The sequence below is a fragment of the Achromobacter sp. UMC71 genome, from assembly GCF_014170305.1.
In the GTDB taxonomy this organism is placed as follows: Bacteria; Pseudomonadota; Gammaproteobacteria; order Burkholderiales; family Burkholderiaceae_B; genus Achromobacter.
In genome coordinates, this window is record NZ_LZZT01000055.1 from 19,634 (window position 1) to 35,463 (window position 15,830).

Consider the following 15,830-nt stretch of genomic DNA (forward strand, 5'->3'; position numbering starts at 1 on the left):
ACGAGGAGTCCAAATGAATCAAAGCAAACCCCTTTCCCTGTTGACGCCGCGTACTGGCCGGTGGCTGGCCGTGGCTGCCGTCGTGACCTCGATGGCTGTCTTGGGCGGTTGCGCCAACCCCAGCGCCTCCAGCGGTGTTTATAGCTACGACCAGGCCCAGCGCGAGCAGATCGTTCGCACGGGCACAGTCACGGGCGTACGCCCGATCGTCATCCAGAACGACAAGTCCAGCGGCGTCGGCATGCTGGCAGGTGGCGCGTTGGGCGGCGTGGCCGGTAACGCGGTCGGCGGCGGCACGGGCCGCACCATCGCCACCGTCGGCGGCGCCATCCTGGGCGCGCTGGCGGGCAATGCGGTGGAAAACCGTGTCGGCAAGAATTCCGGCTACGAAATCACGGTGCGCCTGGACAATGGCGAAACCCGCGTCGTGGCCCAGGAAGCCGATGTGCCGATCAGCGTCGGCCAACGCGTGCAGGTCATCAGCGGCGCCGGCCCGACCCGCGTCACGCCGATGTAAGTCCGGTCCGGACATCGCCCTTTGGCAGCAAAAAGCCCGCGCAAGCGGGCTTTTTGCTTTTCTGCCTGGCGGCAGGGCAAGGCTGGCGGGGCGCGCTGCGGGCCAGGAAAGGTAAGAATCTGTCGCTCCGCTGCAACGCAGCACCCGGTATTTACCCGCAAGCGTTACGTTTACGAGCCTTTTATAGCGAATTGGTCTGTAAGTTTCATGGCGATTCGACGATCGAAGTGCCATGATTGCACCCGTGACCGATCTCGACGCGCGACTTTCGTGTAACCAAGTGCATCGGCGGATCGTTCAGAGTGGCGGTAAAAGTCAGTCGATTTTCAACCGTTTTTTTGTATACTCGCCGTCCTATATCTCGGGGCGGGGAATATTTTGCCGACGAGGCAATGTAACGCCGCACTATTTATGCATACCGAGCAAGAACTCCACACCAAGATCGGCGAGATCGTCGAGTCGATCGTCATGAAGAAAGTCACTCCCGATACGCAACTGATTGCCACCGGCCTGGTCGATTCGCTCGCCGCCGTGGATATCACGCTGGCGGTCGAGGCGGAGTACGGCTGCAGCATTCCGGCTCCCGAGATCGCGGAGCACCTGCAGTCGGTCCGCACGCTCGCCGGCTATGTCGCTGCCAATCTTTCGTAATACCCGCTTGTTGTCCCACGTCGCGGCCGCCACTACGGCGGTGGCGCTGGCGTATGGGGCCTATTGCGGCGCGGATGACCTGTTGACCCGCATCGTCCACCCCGTCTCGACGGTGGCGGCGGACAAGAGCAACTATCTGCCTAATCTGGGGCCCGACTGGGGCACCCAGCACGTCAACCTGACCCGCCTGGGCAATGCGCTCAGCGACGGTACGCTGGTGGTGCTGGGGTCGTCCGAGCTGTCCAGCCACGACCTGCGTTTCGTGCCTTACCGCTTCTTCCCCGAAGAGCTGAAGGTGCCGACGCTGGCGTACGGCCACGCGATGTTCCAGTCCTACGGCATCGTCAGCGTGTTGGAATCGGTGGCGGATTCGCTCACGCCCAATACGCGTCTGGTCATTATGGTGTCGCCGGCATGGTTCGCCTCGGGTGGCCAGCTGCCGCGCAGCGCGTTCGCCGAGCACGTGACCGGGCCCGTCTGGGACCGCCTCTGGGACAAGCCCAGCACGCGCGAACAGATGCAGACGTGGATCAGCGACAACGCTAATTGGGGCCTGCTGTGGCTGATCGCCAATGGCCAGGTCGCCGAGCTGAAGGACAAGCTGGGGTTGTGGTGGAACGCGCGCAAGGAACCCGCGCCCGACCGTCCGCGCAGCAAGCTGTCCGTGCCGGCGCACCGGTTCGTGTCGTGGCCGTCTTCGGCGCGCCTGAACGCCGGCCAGTGGTCTCGCCTGACCCACGAAGCCCGTGAGGTCGAGCACGAACTGGGAAGCAACAATCCCTACGACGTGCGCGACGACTACTACAAGCAGTACCTGGCGTCGCTGTATTCGCCAGCACGCAACGAATTCGCCGACGTCGACCCGATCACCCGCACCGAGCTGGGCGATCTGTCGCGCGTCATGGCCCTGCTGCAAAAGCGCAAGGTCAAGGCGTATTTCGTGATCCAGCCGTTCAATCCCAAGCTCATCCTCGACGTCGAACGTTTCGACCCGGTGGTGGCGGCCATTACCGGCATGTGCACGCGTTATCAGATGGGTTGCCTGGATATGTACAGCATTCCCTTTGAACCGGGCATGGTGCGCGACGACATGCACCTGGCCGAGCTCGGCTGGGCGCTGGCGGACCAAGGTATTGCGGAGTACTTTTCCCGATGACTCTTTTTCGTAAAGCCGATCCGGCCGCCGGCGACGGCGCCGAGGGCAAGGACGCCCGCAAGGCGGGCATTGCATGGGGCCGGCGTTTCCTCTGGCACCTGTGCCTGTATATCGGGGTGATCCTGGTGTTCGTGCTGCAAGCGCAGCCCACCACGGGTAGCGGCGGACCTATCAAGGTCGAATTCCAGTACCAACAGTTCTGACCGCAGCATGGAATTGTTCGCAAGCTTGAGCTTTTTCGGCGGCGCCCTGTTCGGCGGATTGGGCCTGTTGGCCTATCGCTCTTTCGGCATGCCCCTGCGCATCGGTTATCGCCACATCATCGGCGTGATCTGCCTGGGCGTCTGGATGGCGGTGTTCTGGGCGCGTCCCTACCAGCCGCTGGCCCTGCTGGCCATTTCGGGCACCGCGCTGTGGGCCATGCGCCGCCAGTACATACCCACGTGGCTGGCCGTCATCATCACCATGACACCGCTGCTGCTGGTCAAGACCGGCGCATCGCACCTGGGGGCGATGCTGGGCTTGTCATTCGCCACGTTCCGCGCCATCGACGTGCTGCTGTTCGCGCAGCGCAACGAACGCATCTCGCCGCTGGACTACTTCATCTACCTGTTCTTCCCGCTGACCTTGCTGGCCGGCCCGATGTACCGCTGGCGCAATTTCCAGGCGGATCTCAAGCGCGGCTACGAAGGCGTCAATCTCACGACCTGGCTGACGGGGCTGGAATTGATCATGCTGGGCGTGATCCAGAAATTCGGCCTGGCCGAATTGATCTGGCGCTACGGCCTGTCGACCCTGGACGCACATGACTATTCGTTTACCGGCGTGGCGCTGAACGCTTCGCTCTACAGCGCCTACCTGTTCTTCGATTTCGCCGGCTATTCCACCATGGCCATCGGCATCGGCATGTTGTTCGGCTTCACGCTGCCGATCAACTTCCGCAACCCGCTGGCCACGCTCAATCCGCAGGACTTCTGGCGCCGTTGGCACATCAGCCTGTCCGAGTGGCTGCGCGACGTGGTGTTCATGCCGATCTACAAGGCCCTGAGCAAGACGCCGTTCTTCGCGCGCCACCGCATGGCGGCGCAGAACATCGGCATCTTCGCCACGCTGCTGGCCATGGGCGTGTGGAACGGGCTGTCGGTGCACTACATCGTCAGCGGCCTGATGTTCGGCGCGTATTCGGTGGGACACAACCTGCTGATCAACGCTGCCCGCACGCGGCCGGCCCTGCAGGCCACGCTGGCGCATCCCGTGATGCGTTTTCTTGGCCGCGTCCTCACCCTGATCCTGGCTGCCCTGGCGCTTTACGTGTTCAGCGGCCGCAGCCCCATCTGACGCCGGGAGTTTCGGCATGCGTTTCGACCTTTCGACCTTCCAGTTCGTTGACTCCGCGCGCGCGCCCGACGCGCTCGCGGTGGTCGCCGCCGACCGCAGCCTGACGTGGACGCAATTGCGCGACGAAGCCGTGGCGTGGGCCGAACAGGCGCGCGAGCACGGTGCGGCGCCGGACGTGCCGGTGGCCATTTACGGGCATAAAGAGGCCTCGTTCTTCGTTGCCATGGTGGGCGCCTTGCTGATCGGCGCGCCGTTCGTGCCGGTCGACACGATCTACCCGCCGGAGCGGCTGCGCCGCATCGTCGAGATCGTGCGCGCCGCTGCCGTGTACGACGCCGCGGCCCAGGGTTTTGAACCCGGCGACGGCGCGGCGCTGGCCGAGCGGGGCCTGGCCTACGTCATGTTCACCTCCGGCAGCACCGGCGACCCCAAGGGCGTGCAGATCGGCCGCGAAAGCGTGGGCTTGCTTGGCAACTGGATGCTGGGCAGCTTCGGCCTGGGCGACGCGCCCGTATTCATGAATCAGGCGCCCTTCAGTTTCGACCTGTCCATGTACGAGGTGTTCGCCACGCTGGCCGCCGGCGGTACCTGCGTGCTGAATTCGCGCGAGCAGATCGGCGCCGCGGCCACCTGGATGGCGCGGCTGGCTGCCAACGGCATCTCGGTGTGGGTCTCCACGCCGTCGTTCGCCCATCAGCAATTGGCCAACCGCGACTTCTCGCCGGCCACCTTGCCGACGCTGCGCACCTTCCTGTTCTGCGGCGAGCCCTTGCCCGCGGCGTTGGCCAAGAAGCTGCGCCAGCGTTTCCCGGACGCCGTGATCCTGAATACCTACGGCCCGACCGAAGCCACCGTGGCCACGACCTGGATCGAAGTCACGGATGCCGTGCTGACGGCTCATGACCCGCTGCCGGTCGGCTACGCCAAGCCCGATTGCGAGCTGCGGGTGCAGGACGGCGAGATCTGCATCGTGGGCGACCACGTCATGCGCGGCTACCTGAACCGCCAGGACCTGAACGAGGCCAAGCTGTTCGTGGCCGAAGACGGTCGCCGCGGATTCCGCACGGGCGACCTCGGCCAGATGGAGGCCGACGGGCTGCTGTTCTGCCGAGGCCGCATGGATGACCAGATCAAGCTGAACGGCTACCGCATCGAGTTGGCGGAGATCGACGAAGCCCTGCACGGTCTGCCCGGTGTGCAAGGCGGCGCCTGCGCGGTGCTGCGGCGGCCGGACGGCACGGCGGTTCGCCTGATCGGCTTCGTGGCCGGCGGGGCGACGGGCGAGGCGGATGCGCGCTTTCTGCAGCCGGATGCCTTGTCGGGCTGGAAAGACCGCCTGGCCCTGCGCTTGCCTCCTTATATGGTGCCGTCCGAACTGGTCGCCTGCCCGGCGCTGCCGATGTCGAACAATCACAAGATCGATCGCAAGAAGCTGCTCGACATCTACGCCGCGATCCCGGCATGAAGAAAAAGTGAGGGGCAGGGCGCAGGCCTTGTCCCGCGCGCAGCCAAAACAAACGGCCCAGGCGATTCGCCTGGGCCGTTTTGTATGTTGTTGCCGACTGGCGGCTTGCCCGTGTCGGCTCAACCAGCGGGCGTCAGACGCCCACCACGTTGTAGCTCAGGCGGGCCAGCACCATCAGTACGATCTGCGCCACGATCAGCAGCACCAGCGGCGAGAAGTCGATCGAGGTGCGCGGCAGCAGCCGGCGGACCGGGTCCAGCAGCGGGGCGGTCAGCGCTTGCAGCAGCGGCATCATGGGCGCCATCGGGTTGACCCAGGACAGCACGGCCTGGATCAGGGTCAGCCACACGACCAGGTTCAGCGCCCATTTGGCCGCCATGAACACCGCGCCCAGCAGGAACTTGGGCAGCAGCACGGCCGGCAGCAGGGCCCCCAGCGCGACCATCCAGATCAGCACCAGATAGGCCAGCGCCGCCAGCCAGGCCGCCACGATACTGGTCCAGTCGATCTTGTTGCCGGCGGGGATGATCTTGCGCAGCGGCAGCACCAGCCAATTGGTGGCTTGGTAAATGACGCGCGCCAGCGGATTGAAGGGGTGCAGCCGTATCGCGTGCATCCAGGCGCGGGCGATCAGGGCCGCGCCGAACAGCGTGAATGCGATTTCAAGCAGGAAGCGAAGGATTTCACCGAGCATGGACGCTATCTACCAAATAAAGACAGCTTTTATTGTCTCACGCCAATGGCGCTGCGGTAGTGTCCAGATGGCAGGATCGCCTCTTGTCGCGCAGCGAAAAGGGGGCGCCGGACAATAAAAAACCGCCTGGCCAGAGCCAGGCGGCTTGAGGTACTGCTACCGATGTGGACCAGTCCGATTACGGACGGCCACCCGTCGGGAACGGCCACGACGCGGCGGGGTTCAGCGCGGTCTTCGCGCCCGGCGCAGCAGCCGTGGACGGCGGCGTAGCGGGCTTCTTCGGAGCGGCTTTCTTCGCAGCGGGCTTCTTGGCAGCGGCGGGCTTCTTGGCAGCAGCCGGCTTTGCAGCGGCAGGCTTCTTGGCAGCCGGCGCCTTCTTGGCTACGACTTTCTTGGCAACCGCCTTTTTGGCGGGGGCCTTCTTGGCAACCGCCTTCTTGGCGACAGCCTTCTTGGCAACCGCTTTCTTGGCGACAACCTTCTTGGCTACCGCTTTCTTGGCGACGGCCTTCTTGGCGACGGCTTTCTTGGCAACCGCCTTCTTGGCGACGGCCTTCTTAGCCACGGCCTTCTTGGCTACCGGCTTCTTGGCCGCGACTTTCTTGGCGACGGCCTTCTTGGCTACCGCTTTCTTCGCGACCTTCTTGGCTGCCGGCTTCTTGGCGGCAACCTTCTTCACTGCCGGTTTCTTGGCGGCGACTTTCTTGACTGCTACCTTCTTGACTGCAGCTTTCTTGGCCGGAGCGGCCTTCTTAGCTACTGCCTTCTTGGCGGCGGGCTTCTTCACCGCTTTCTTTACGGCTTTCTTGGCTGTTGCCATGGTCATGCTCCTTAGGTTCAGGGGTCCCAGAACTTAAACCCGTGCCCCGACTCGCCAACAAGGCGAACCGTGCCCGGGCTATTCATCGGCGCATGCCGCTGTTCTGTGCGAGCAACAGCTACTACGGTTTGCGCTAATGAATTCGGCACAGCCATTTGATATGGCCCCCGCTCCTTTGGCGCGAGCCATTTCAAATGGCGCCGGTGGGCAGTCTGATCGCAGACCGCCTACCGCTTGTTCTACGTGTTCGAAAACACCCTGACCTGGGAGATCGCTGTCAGGCTTGGCGCGAACGCAACGCTCTTTGCAAGAGCGTGCCCGCGCCGGGCCCGACAGGCGAACTACGTTACTCCCAGCTCAGCGTGCCACCAGTTTGGTATTCGATCACGCGAGTTTCAAAAAAGTTGCGTTCCTTCTTAAGATCGATCATTTCCGCCATCCACGGGAAGGGATTTTCTTCCTGCGGGTACAGCGGCTCGATACCGATTTGCTGGCAACGACGGTTGGCGATGAAGCGCAGATAGGATTTGAACATGGGTGCGTTCAAGCCCAACACGCCGCGCGGCATCGTGTCTTCGGCGTAAGCGTATTCGAGTTCGACCGCTTTGCGGAAGAGTTCTCGTATTTCTTCGCGGAATTCCGGTGTCCAGAGGTGCGGATTTTCGAGTTTGACGGTGTTGATGAGGTCGATGCCGAAGTTGCAGTGCATGGATTCATCGCGAAGGATGTACATGTACTGTTCGGCGGCGCCGGTCATCTTGTTCTGGCGGCCCAGCGCCAGGATCTGCGTAAAGCCAACGTAGAAGAACAGGCCTTCCATCAGGCAAGCGAAGACGATCAGGGACTTGAGCAGCGTCTGGTCGGCTTCGGGCGTGCCCGTCTTGAAGTTGGGGTCCGCGATCGCGTCGATGAACGGGATCAGGAACTCGTCCTTGGCGCGGATGGACGGCACTTCGTTGTAAGCGTTGAAGATCTCCGCTTCGTCCAGGTCCAGGCTTTCGACGATGTATTGATAGGCGTGCGTGTGGATGGCTTCTTCGAAGGCCTGGCGCAGCAGGAACTGGCGGCATTCAGGCGCCGTGATGTGGCGGTAGGTGCCCAGCACGATGTTGTTCGCGGCCAGCGAGTCGGCCGTGACGAAGAAACCCAGGTTGCGCTTGACGATGCGGCGCTCGTCCTCGGTGAGCCCGTTGGGGTTCTTCCAGAGGGCGATGTCGCGCGACATGTTGATTTCTTGCGGCATCCAGTGGTTCGCGCACGTTGCCAGGTACTTTTCCCATGCCCACTTGTACTTGAAGGGCACGAGCTGGTTTACGTCCGTCTCGCCATTGATGATGCGCTTGTCTGCAACCTTCACGCGTTGCGAGGTGGCAGCGCCGCTGGCCGCCAGGCCAGCCGCGTGTTCAGGCGCGGCGGGCGTGGGCAGGGCGGTGTCGCCGAACACGCCGGTCGCCGCCCGGACTTCGGGCGCAGCCTGCCCGCCCGCCGCGGGCGCGGGGGCTTTTGCAGGTTGCGTGGCGAGGGTGTCGTCTTCCCAATTAATCATGATTCATTCTCCGGAGGCGGTTTATTGGCAGGCTTCGCACTCTTCGAAGCCGGGGTCACCCGGCCGCATGGTGCAAACCGCCCCGAGAACTTCGGGTTCCGGCAAAACAGGTGCAGCGGACACGGGGGCGGCGGTGGATTGGCCGCCAGCAGTGACGGCGTTCAGTTCGCCGCCGCGTCCCGTGGACTTCTCGGCGCTGGTGGCGCCAAGGGTACGCAGGTAGTAGGTCGTCTTCAGGCCACGTTTCCAGGCCAGCTTGTAGGTGTCGTCCAGCTTCTTGCCCGATGCGCCGGCCATGTAGATGTTCAGGGACTGTGCCTGGTCAATCCACTTCTGGCGACGCGACGCGCATTCAACCAGCCAGCTCGGTTCGACTTCGAACGCGGTGGCGTAGAGTTCGCGCAGTTCGGAAGGTACGCGATCGATGCGGGACAGGCTGCCGTCGAAGTACTTGAGGTCGGCGACCATGACTTCGTCCCAGAGACCGAGTTTCTTCAGGTCACGCACGAGGTAATCGTTAACGACCGTGAACTCGCCGGAGAGATTCGATTTAACGTACAAGTTCTGGAAAGTAGGTTCGATGCACGCAGATACACCAATGATATTGGAAATAGTCGCGGTTGGGGCGATTGCGATGCAATTGGAGTTGCGCATGCCGTGTTGTTTGATGCGCGCGCGCAACGTATCCCAATCGAGTGTGCTCGATTCATCGACCTCGACATGACCACCGCGTTCATCACGCAGCATCTTCAACGTGTCTTGCGGCAAGATGCCGCGCGACCACAGCGAGCCTTCGTACGACTGGTAGCGGCCACGTTCTTCGGCCAGCAGGCTCGAGGCCCAGTAGGCGTGATAGCACACCGCTTCCATCGAGCGATCGGCGAATTCAACCGCGCCTTGCGAGGCGTACGGCACGCGCATCATCTGCAGGCAATCCTGGAAGCCCATGATGCCCATGCCCACCGGACGGTGGCGCGCATTCGAATTGCGGGCCTTCTCGACGGCGTAGTAATTGATGTCGATGACGTTGTCGAGCATGCGCATGGCGATGCTGACGGTGCGCTTGATCTTGTCGTGGTCCAGTTCGAAACCGCCGCCGGCGGCCGGCTTCATGTGGGCGACCAGGTTCACGGAACCCAGGTTGCACACCGCGATTTCGGACTCGTTGGTGTTCAGCGTGATCTCGGTGCACAGGTTCGAGCTGTGAACCACGCCCACGTGTTGCTGCGGCGAACGGATGTTGCAAGGATCCTTGAACGTGATCCAGGGATGGCCGGTTTCGAACAGCATCGACAGCATCTTGCGCCACAGGGTCAGCGCCGGCATCTTCTTGAACAGCTTCAGATCGCCGCTGGCAACGCGCGCTTCGTAGCCGACGTAGGCTTCTTCGAACGCCTTGCCGTACTTGTCGTGCAGGTCGGGGCAGTCGGACGGCGAGAACAGGGTCCATTCACCGCCTTCCATGACGCGCTTCATGAACAGGTCGGGAATCCAGTTCGCCGTGTTCATGTCGTGCGTGCGGCGGCGTTCGTCGCCGGTGTTCTTGCGCAGTTCCAGGAATTCTTCGATGTCCAGGTGCCACGATTCCAGGTACGTGCAGACCGCGCCCTTGCGCTTGCCGCCCTGGTTCACCGCCACGGCGGTGTCGTTGACGACCTTCAGGAACGGGACCACGCCCTGGCTTTCGCCGTTGGTGCCCTTGATGTGGCTGCGCAGCGCGCGCACCGGGGTCCAGTCGTTGCCCAGGCCGCCGGCGTACTTGGCCAGCAGCGCGTTTTCCTTGATGGCGTCGTAGATGCCTTCCAGGTCGTCGGAGACGGTGGTCAGGTAGCACGACGACAGCTGCGAGTGCAGGGTGCCCGAGTTGAACAGCGTCGGGGTGGAGCTCATGAAGTCGAACGACGACAGGATCTCGTAGAACTCGATCGCGCGCGTTTCGCGGTCGGCTTCGCGCAGCGCCAGGCCCATGGCCACGCGCATGAAGAAGACCTGCGGCAGTTCGATGCGGGTGCCGCGGATGTGCAGGAAGTAGCGGTCGTACAGGGTCTGCAGGCCGAGGTAGCCGAACTGCAGGTCGCGCTTGGCGTTCAGGGCCTTGCCGAGCTTGGTCAGGTCATAGCTGGCCAGGTCGGGCGACAGCAGGCCGCCTTCGATGCCGCGGGCGATGAAGGTGGGGAAGTATTCGGCGTAGCGTGCGCCCATGCCGTCTTGCGAGACTTCTTCGCCCAGCACTTCCTTGCGGATCGTGTGCAGCAAGAGGCGAGCGGTGACCTGGCTGTAGGCCGGGTCTTTTTCGACCAGCGCGCGCGCCGACAGGATGGCGGACTTGAACACTTCGTCGACGGGGATGCCGTCGTACAGGTTCTTGACCGTTTCCTTCAGGATGGCTTCCGAATCGATGAATTCGGCCAGGCCCTCGCCGGCGGCGACGATCGTGGCGCGCAGTTCGGCCAGGTCCAGCGGACGGCGGACACCCGCGTCCGTGACGTTCAGCACGTGTTCCTGCGGCGCGGCATCGGCCTTTTGCTGGCCTTCGGCGGCAGCGGCTGCGGCGCGTTCCTGGGTGCGCTTTTCGCGGTAGAGCACATAGGCGCGGGCGACGTCATGCTGGCCCGAGCGCATCAGGGCCAGTTCGACCTGGTCCTGGATGTCTTCAATATGGAAGGTGCCGCCACCGGGGCGGTTGCGCACCAGCGCGTTGACGGCCTGGGCCGTCAGTTGCTCAACCAGTTCACGCACGCGGGCCGAGGCAGCGCCTTGGCCGCCGTTGACGGCCAGGAAGGCCTTGGTCATGGCGATGGCGATCTTGCTGGGTTCGAACCCGACCACCGAGCCATTGCGGCGGATGATGTTGTAGCTGGCCCATTGGCCGCCGTTGGCGTCGGCCGGGGAATCGGTTTGAGAGGGCGGCACGGCCGAGGGCCGGGTCACAGAGGCGATCGTAGTCTGCATGGAAGCTCCTGTGCGAAAAGCGCGTAGATAGCGACATGACGACGTCATGTCAGGTACGAAATTGGATCTTATTGAGGGGGGTCGCAACGCTTGGACGGACGAATCCGTATGGCGTGGCCGACGAGAATCAGCGGTTAGGCGACCACAACATGTAGTGTAGCACCCCTCGTTGGACACTAATTCTAGTGATCGAGTACGACAGCTACAAGAAGAAGATAGGATCAAGTTCCCAAAACATTGTTACTAAATGCACTGGGCGCGCCTGCTAAGGCGCGCCCAGGACCGTGACCGCTCAACGCCAGTGTTTATGCGGTTTTCCGCAGGGGCACATCGCGCGGGGCAGGCGCCGTATAGCTTTGCATCAAGCGAGCCAACTCGGTCCTGTACTTCTCAACGCTTGCAGCTTTGACGTGGCCAAAGCCGCGTATGGTTTCTGCAAGGGCGGCGATTGTAGCCGCTTGGCCGAGGGTGTCGCGGGTCAACCCTGAGAGCAGCCGGTCTATGGTCTGGCGGTACTCGCCGACCAGCGCGCGTTCCATCTTGCGCTCGGCCGTGTGGCCGAAAGGATCGAACCAGGTGCCGCGCAGGCGCTTGAAGCGCGTCAGCAGCTTGAGCGCCGTCATGGTGCGCGGGCCCAGGGTGACCTTGCGCGGCACGCCGGTGCGCGGATCCTTGCGGGCGAAGATCGGCGGGGCCATGTGAAAGCGCAGGCTGTAGTCGCCTTCGAACTGGCCCTGCAGCTGCGCCTGGAAGGCTTCGCCGGTGTAGAGCCGGGCGACCTCGTACTCATCCTTGTAGGCCATCAGCTTGAACAGGCTGCGCGCCACGGCCATGGCCAGGCGCGGGCTCTTGGCGTCGGGCGCCAGTTCGCGCTCGCGCGCGGCGACCTGATCGACCACGTCGCGGTAGGCGCGGGCGTAGGCCGCATCCTGGTAGGCGGTCAGGTCGTCGACGCGGCGGGCCACGGCGCGTTCGAAGGTCTCGGGCACATGCAACTGCACCACCTGGGCGCGCGGACGCAGCGCGCCGTCCAGCGCATCGGGCTGATGCGCGGCCAGGCGGCCGCTGTCGAACGCGGCCCGGTTGGCGGCCACGGCCACGCCGTTCAGTTCGATGGCGCGGTTGATGGCGGCTTGCGACAGCGGTACGCCGCCGCGCTGCCAGGCATAGCCCAGCATGAACATATTGGACAGGATGCTGTCGCCGAACAGGGCCAGCGCGGCTTCGTGCGCGTCGATGGCGGCGGTGTTGGCCTCGCCCGCGGCGTGGCGGATCTTGGCCAGCAGGGCCTCGGGCCGCATGGCCGCGTCGGGGTTGCGGGTGAATTCGGATACCGGCGCGACGTAGGTGTTGACGGTGACCTGCGTGTGGCCGCGGCGCAGCGCGCCCAGGGAGTCCGGCGCTACCGAGGCGACCGGGTCGCACAGGATCGCCGTGTCGGCCTGCTGCCAGTCCAGGCGCACGGGGCCGGCGGCGGCGCCGGCGGGCGCCAGGCGGATGTGGCTGACGACGGTGCCGCCTTTTTGCGCCAGGCCGGTCAGGTCCAGCACGGCGGCGGACAGGCCTTCGAGGTGGGCGGCCATCGACACGATCGCGCCGATGGTGATGACGCCGGTGCCGCCCATGCCCGCGACCAGCAGGCGATAGGGACGGTCCAGCGCGGGCAGCTGCGGCAGCGGCAATTGCTGGATCAGGTGCTGCAGGCGTTCCTGGTCGGCCTTGGGCGCGGCGCTCTTTCTGGGCTTGCCGCCCATGACGGAGACGAAGCTGGGGCAGAAACCTTCGGCGCAGGAATAGTCCTTGTTGCAGCTGGACTGGTCAATGGCGCGCTTGCGGCCATAGGGCGTTTCCAGCGGCACGACGGACAGGCAGTTCGATTTCACGCCGCAGTCGCCGCAGCCTTCGCAGACCGCGCTGTTGATCAGCATGCGGCGCGCCGGGTCGGGGAACTGGTTCTTCTTGCGGCGGCGGCGCTTCTCGGCGGCGCAGGTCTGGTCGTGGATCAGCACGGTGACGCCGGCGATCTCGCGCAGCTCGCGTTGCAGGGCATCCAGTTCGCGGCGATGGTGCACCTTGATGCCGGGGCCCAGGTCCACGCCCTGGTACTTTTCGGGCTCGTCGCTGGTGACGACGATGCGCGCGACGTTCTCGCCGCGCAGCTGCTGGCAGATCTGCGGCACCGAGATCGGGCCATCCACCGGCTGGCCGCCGGTCATGGCCACGGCGTCGTTGAACAGGATCTTGTAGGTGATGTTGGCCTTGGCGGCCACGGCCTGGCGGATGGCCAGGTAGCCGGAGTGGTAGTAGGTGCCTTCTCCCATGTTCTGGAAGATGTGGGGCATCTTGGTGTAGCGCGACAGGCCGATCCAGTCGACCCCTTCGCCGCCCATCTGGGTCAGGCCGCCGGTGTCGCGGTCCATCCAGGCGGCCATGTAGTGGCAGCCCACGCCGGACAGCGCCTGGCTGCCTTCGGGCACCTTGGTCGAGGTGCTGTGCGGACAGCCCGAACAGAAGTAGGGCCGGCGGCGCATACCGTCGGCGTCGTTGGACAGGGTGTCCTGGCAGTCGAAGCCGGCCAGGTTGGTGGCCGTGGCGATGCCGGCGGTGCGCGACAGCCACGCGGCCAGCGGGCGCGCCAGCAGCGACGGCCGCAACTGGCCGGCGGACGGCACCAGCGGTTCGCCCTCAAAACCCTTCTTGCCGATGACGGTGGCGCGGTCGGGCAGGTTGAACAGCAGGTCCTTGAGCTGGGTTTCGACGACGGCGCCTTTTTCCTCGATCACCAGGATGTGCGAGAGGCCGCGCGCGAAGTCGAGCATGCGTTCGGCGTCCAGCGGCCAGGTCAGGCCGGGCTTGTAGATGCGCACGGGCGCGTTGGCCGTAACGGTGTCTACGCCCAGGCGCGACAGCGCTTCCATGGCGTCCAGGTGGGCCTTGCCGACGGTGACGATGCCGACGGTGGCGCGCGGCGCCGGACAGGTCAGGCGGTCGATGCTATGGCGGCGCGCGAAGGCGGTGACGGCCTTCATGCGCAGGTTCATGCGGGTTTCAACGGCCAGCGACAGGAAGTCGCGGGCGGAGTATTCGAGCGCTTCGGGCGGCAGGTCGGGGTCGGCCGGCATGTCGTAGGCGACGACGGGGGCGGGCGTGAATGAGTGGCCGCTTTCGATGGTTTCGGACACGGCCTTGAAGGCGACCCAGGTGCCGGCGTGGCGCGACAGGGCCCAGCCCCACAGAGCGAAGGTTTCGTATTCGTCGATGGAGGACGGATGCACGATGGGCATCTGCCAGCCGATCAGGGAGGCCTCGCTGGCGTGCGGGATGGACGAGGACACCGCGGTGTGGTCGTCGCCCACGACCACCAGGACGCCGCCGTGGCGGGAGGCGCCGGCAGCATTGCCATGGTGCAGGGCGTCGCCGGCGCGGTCCACGCCGGGACCCTTGCCGTACCACATGGCGAAGACGCCATCGACGTTGCGGTCGGCGCGCACGCCGGCCTGCTGCGTGCCCATGACGGCGGTGGCGGCCATGTCTTCGTTGATGCCGGGCAGGAACGAGATCTGGTTGGCGTCCAGGGCCTTCTGCGCTTTCCACATGGCCATGTCGACGCCGCCCAGGGGCGAGCCGCGGTAGCCGGAAACGAAGCCGGCGGTGTTCAGGCCGCGCTCGCGGTCGATGCGGCGCTGGGTGAGCATGATGCGCACCAGGGCCTGGGTGCCGGTAAGGAAGATGCGGCCGGTCTCACGGGTGAGGTTGTCGGCGAGCTGGTAGTCAAGGTCCAGCTGGGGTTCGGCGGCGGGCGTACCGTCCATGGTGAAAGCTCCTGTAGTCGGCACCATGATAGGTTCGCGCAGCATCAGGTTTATTGCGTTTTCGGATCGTGCTATCCCTATAATTCGCAATGAATATTTCGTGTCCGCGGAATTTCGACCCAAACAGGAGACAAAACGATGGACAAGACCGATATCGGCATCCTCAAGGCCCTGCAGGAGGACGGCCGGGCTTCGGCGCAGCAGTTGTCTGAAAAAGTGGGGCTGTCGGCGGCGCCGGTGTGGCGGCGGGTGAAGGCGCTGGAGGCGAGCGGGGTGATCCAGGGCTATAGCGCGCAGGTGGATCGCAGCAAGGTGGGGCTGGGATGCATGTTCGCGCAGATCAGCCTGGAGCGGCATTCGGCGAACACGGTGGAGAATTTCGAGCGGTCAGTGCGGGATGCGCCGGAGATTCTTGAATGCTATGCGGTGACGGGGGATTCGGATTTTCTGCTGAAGATTCTGGTTGAGAGTCCTGAGGCCTATGATCGGTTTTTGCATCGGTTTTTGTTCAATATGCCTGGGATTCGGCAGACTCGGACGATTGTGGCTTTGCGTGAGATCAAGCATGAATTGAAGTTGCCGCTTTAGGTCTTGGGGCTGTTTTGAGGTTTGGACCTTAGGGGTTCTTAAGCCGCGCGTGACGGGGCAGGCGGGTGAGGGCGGGGCTACGATTGCGGTCCGGAGCCTTCGCTCCGGACTGCCCCTTCCTCATCGTCGTTGTCGCCTTCGGCGACTGCCTTCCGATTCCGTCGGGCGCATCTACACGCCCCGCCCTCACCCGCCTGCCCCGTCACGCGCTCTTGATGGTGATTAGCCTCGGACGCTGGGGCGGGTGCTGTGCTTGGCGTGTTGGCCAAGATCGTTTTGGGAGAGGAGGAG

Annotated in this window: 12 protein-coding genes; 7 read left to right on the forward strand and 5 right to left on the reverse strand. The window is 64.2% G+C overall.

What is annotated here, in order from left to right; translation table 11 throughout:
• The first annotated feature begins 13 nt into the window (after positions 1-13).
• The 6 genes from A9974_RS26835 (at position 14) to A9974_RS26860 (ending at position 5,127) form a co-directional block, all read left to right on the forward strand.
• Complete coding sequence (locus tag A9974_RS26835; RefSeq protein WP_183007217.1) at positions 14-517, forward strand: glycine zipper 2TM domain-containing protein; 504 nt, start codon at positions 14-16, stop codon at positions 515-517.
• Between the two features lie 411 nt (positions 518-928).
• Positions 929-1,168 carry an acyl carrier protein gene (locus A9974_RS26840; protein ID WP_183007218.1) on the forward strand — a complete coding sequence of 80 codons (240 nt, stop codon included), beginning with the start codon at positions 929-931 and terminating at the stop codon, positions 1,166-1,168.
• A complete protein-coding gene (locus A9974_RS26845) occupies positions 1,146-2,324 on the forward strand; it encodes a D-alanyl-lipoteichoic acid biosynthesis protein DltD (protein ID WP_183007219.1) in 1,179 nt (392 codons plus the stop codon). The genes A9974_RS26840 and A9974_RS26845 overlap by 23 nt, the downstream gene beginning before the upstream one ends.
• Positions 2,321-2,527, forward strand: a complete 207-nt coding sequence (locus tag A9974_RS26850; protein ID WP_183007226.1) for a hypothetical protein — start codon at positions 2,321-2,323, stop codon at positions 2,525-2,527. Before A9974_RS26845 ends, A9974_RS26850 begins: the two co-directional genes overlap by 4 nt.
• Before the next feature lie 7 nt (positions 2,528-2,534).
• Positions 2,535-3,662 carry an MBOAT family O-acyltransferase gene (locus tag A9974_RS26855; RefSeq protein ID WP_183007220.1) on the forward strand — a complete coding sequence of 376 codons (1,128 nt, stop codon included), beginning with the start codon at positions 2,535-2,537 and terminating at the stop codon, positions 3,660-3,662.
• Between the two features lie 16 nt (positions 3,663-3,678).
• Complete coding sequence (locus A9974_RS26860) at positions 3,679-5,127, forward strand: D-alanine--poly(phosphoribitol) ligase (RefSeq protein ID WP_183007221.1); 1,449 nt, start codon at positions 3,679-3,681, stop codon at positions 5,125-5,127.
• 133 nt (positions 5,128-5,260) lie between these two features.
• Here the strand turns inward: A9974_RS26860 and A9974_RS26865 are convergent, their stop codons facing one another.
• From A9974_RS26865 to A9974_RS26885, 5 genes are all read right to left on the reverse strand, one after another.
• Positions 5,261-5,821 (reverse strand): YggT family protein, encoded by a 561-nt coding sequence (locus tag A9974_RS26865; RefSeq protein ID WP_175193401.1) that lies wholly within the window; start codon positions 5,819-5,821, stop codon positions 5,261-5,263.
• 178 nt (positions 5,822-5,999) lie between these two features.
• On the reverse strand, positions 6,000-6,641 hold the full coding sequence (locus A9974_RS26870; protein WP_183007222.1) for a histone H1-like DNA-binding protein: 642 nt from the start codon (positions 6,639-6,641) through the stop codon (positions 6,000-6,002).
• A 346-nt stretch (positions 6,642-6,987) separates the two neighbouring features.
• Entirely contained in the window at positions 6,988-8,187 is a 1,200-nt protein-coding gene (locus A9974_RS26875) for a ribonucleotide-diphosphate reductase subunit beta (protein WP_183007223.1), read from the reverse strand.
• Between the two features lie 21 nt (positions 8,188-8,208).
• A complete protein-coding gene (locus tag A9974_RS26880) occupies positions 8,209-11,139 on the reverse strand; it encodes a ribonucleoside-diphosphate reductase subunit alpha (protein WP_183007224.1) in 2,931 nt (976 codons plus the stop codon).
• 305 nt (positions 11,140-11,444) lie between these two features.
• Positions 11,445-14,951, reverse strand: a complete 3,507-nt coding sequence (locus A9974_RS26885; protein WP_183007225.1) for an indolepyruvate ferredoxin oxidoreductase family protein — start codon at positions 14,949-14,951, stop codon at positions 11,445-11,447.
• Between the two features lie 138 nt (positions 14,952-15,089).
• Between A9974_RS26885 and A9974_RS26890 the strand changes: the two genes are divergently transcribed.
• On the forward strand, positions 15,090-15,539 hold the full coding sequence (locus tag A9974_RS26890; protein WP_049071146.1) for an Lrp/AsnC family transcriptional regulator: 450 nt from the start codon (positions 15,090-15,092) through the stop codon (positions 15,537-15,539).
• Positions 15,540-15,830 lie beyond the last annotated feature (291 nt).